Below are 3,160 nucleotides of genomic sequence, written 5' to 3' on the forward strand. Positions count from 1 at the left end.
ACACCCCCGACACCCACACCCTCACCCACAACCTCGCCACCACCCACACCCACGGCCACACCCCCACCTGGCCCACCACCAACACCACCACACACACCGACCTCCCCACATACCCCTTCCAACACCACCCCTACTGGCTGGAGAACCGAGGCTCCCAGCAGGGGGAGCGGCTGCGCGGTGTGATGGCCCCGGAGCCGACCGGTGAGGCCGCTGTTCCCGCAACCCCTGCCACGTCTCTCAGCCAACGACTCGCAGCCGAGGAGTCAGTGGAGGAACAGCACCGCATCCTGCGGGAGCTCGTTCTCACCCACGTTTCCAGCATCCTGGGGCACGTCACTCCCGACACCATCGACGGCTCCCGAGCCTTCAAGGAGCTGGGATTCGACTCCTTGGCAGCGGTCGATTTCAGGAACCACCTCGGCTCGTCGGTCGGCCTCACTCTCCCCACGACCCTCACCTTCGACCACCCCACACCGCTGGCGGTGGCGGGGTTCCTGCGGTCCCAACTCCTCGACGAAGGCAGCGGTGTTTCGTCGTCGGTGCAGGCTGTGGTGGGTGGTGTGGGTGTGGGTGTGGATTGGGTGTCGGATCCGGTGGTGATTGTGGGGATGAGCTGCCGGTTGCCGGGTGGGGTGTCGTCGCCTGGGGAGTTGTGGCGGTTGTTGGAGGAGGGTGGGGACGCGGTTTCCGGTTTTCCGGTGAACCGGGGCTGGGATCTGGGGTCGCTGTTCGATCCGGATCCGGATCATCCGGGGACGTCGTATGTGTCGCGGGGCGGGTTCCTGCATGGGGCGGATGGGTTTGATGCGGGGTTCTTCGGGATCAGTCCGCGTGAGGCGCTGGCGACGGATCCGCAGCAGCGGCTGCTGCTGGAGGCGGCGTGGGAGGCGTTCGAGCACGCCGGCATCGACCCCACCTCCGTACGCGGCAGCGACACGGGCGTCTTCGCCGGTGTCATGTACGACGACTACGGCATCCGCGTGGGCAAGGCTCCTGAAGACCTGGAGGGCTACCTCGGCACGGGCAGCGCGGGCAGCGTCCTCTCCGGCCGGGTGTCGTATGTGTTCGGGCTGGAGGGTCCGGCGGTGACGGTGGACACCGCGTGCTCGTCCTCGCTGGTGGCCCTGCACCTGGCCGCCCAGGCGCTGCGCAACGGCGAATGCCGACTCGCGCTCGCCGGCGGTGTCACCGTCATGGCGGCACCGGCGACCTTCGTGGAGTTCAGCCGTCAGCGGGGGCTGGCGCCCGACGGCCGGGTGAAGGCGTTCGCCGACGGCGCCGACGGCACCGTGTGGGGTGAAGGCGTGGGTGTCCTGGTCCTGGAACGGCTGTCGGACGCCCGGCGCAACGGGCACCAGGTTCTCGGCGTGGTGCGGGGTTCGGCCGTGAACCAGGACGGTGCGAGCAACGGTCTGACGGCGCCGAACGGTCCCTCGCAGGAGCGGGTGATCCGGCAGGCGCTGGACAGCGCGCGGCTGGCTGCGTCCGACGTGGACGCGGTCGAGGCGCATGGCACCGGCACCACGCTCGGCGACCCGATCGAGGCGCAGGCCCTGATGGCGACGTATGGGCAGGGCAGGGATGCTGAACAGCCCCTGTGGCTGGGCTCCATCAAGTCGAACATCGGGCATGCGCAGGCCGCTGCGGGTGTGGCGGGTGTGATCAAGATGGTGGAGGCGATGCGGCGCGGAGTGCTGCCACGGACACTGCACGTGGATGAGCCCACCCCGCATGTCGACTGGGAGGCGGGACAGGTACGCCTGCTGACCGAGGCCCGCCCATGGCCGGAGGCGGACCGCCCGCGCCGGGCGGGCGTGTCCTCCTTCGGGATCAGCGGTACGAACGCGCACGTGATTTTGGAGCAGGCGCCTGCCGAGGAGCCGACCGAGGAGTCCGAGGAGGAGTCGGGGCTGCCGGTGGTGTGGCCAATGTCTGCGAAGACACCGGCCGGGTTGCGGGAGCAGGCGGCCCGGTTGGCCGCGTATGTCCGTGAGGCCGGCCACGACCTCGATACGGCCGCTGTCGCGCGTACCCTCATCGACGGGCGTGCCCACTTTGATCAGCGGGCGGCGGTGGTGGGCGGGTGGGTTGCTGAACTTGCCGCGGGTCTTGAGGAGTTGGCGGCGGGCCGGCCGCATGAGTGTGCGGTCACTGGCATCGTGGCCGGGGGTAAGACAGTGTTTCTGTTCACCGGGCAGGGTTCGCAGCGTCCTGGGATGGGGCGGGTGTTGTATGAGGCGGAGCCGGTGTTTGCGGCTGCTTTCGATGAGGTGTGTGCCCGTTTCGAGTTTCCGGTGCCGCTGAAGGACGTGGTCTTCGGCTCCGATGCGGAGTTGTTGGAACAGACGCGGTATGCGCAGGCGGGTTTGTTCGCGTTGCAGGTGGCGTTGTTCCGGCTGGCCGAGGCATACGGACTGGTGCCTGATGTGCTGCTGGGGCATTCGATCGGCGAACTCGCTGCGGCGTATGTGGCGGGGGTGTGGTCTTTGGAGGATGCGTGTGTGCTGGTGGCCGCGCGTGGGCGGCTGATGCAGGCGGCTCGCTCGGGTGGGGCGATGACGATGATCGCCGCAATCGAGGACGAGGTCCTCACCGTCATGGAGGGGCATCCGGGGGTGTCGCTGGCCGCGGTCAATGATGCCGAGTCGGTCGTGGTCTCGGGCGATGCGGGTGCGGTCGCGGAGGTGGCGGGGCATTTTGTGGGGCTGGGTCGGCGGACGAAGGCGTTGCGGGTCAGTCACGCGTTCCATTCGGCGCATATGGATTCCGCGTTGGAGGAGTTCGCGGAGGTGGTCGCGGGGGTGACGGCGGGTGTTCCGCGGGTGCTGGTGGTCTCGAATGTGACGGGGCGGGTGGCGAGTGCGGAGGAGCTGGCGGATCCGGCGTACTGGGTGGCGCAGTTGCGGGGTACGGTGCGTTTCGCGGCTGGGGTGGAGCAGGCGCGGGAGTTGGGCGGGCGGGTGTTCGTCGAGCTGGGCCCGGACGCCGTGCTCTCCTCCCTCGTCCCCCAGGACGCGACCGCGATCCCCCTGCAGCGCACCGGCCAGGACCTCGCCTTCCCTCTCGCGCTGGCCGCAGCCCACTGCCACGGCCTGCCCATCATCTTCCCCACCCCCACCACAGCTCACGCCGAACTGCCCACCAACGCCTTCCAACACGA

1 protein-coding gene is annotated in these 3,160 nt (G+C 69.1%); it reads left to right on the forward strand.

The window, feature by feature from the left end; genetic code table 11:
* Positions 1-3,160, forward strand: a 3,160-nt coding sequence (locus tag ACWDSL_RS52670) for a type I polyketide synthase (RefSeq protein WP_450496804.1), incomplete at both ends; no start/stop codon positions are given.

Source organism: Streptomyces sp. NPDC000941 (genome assembly GCF_053599555.1).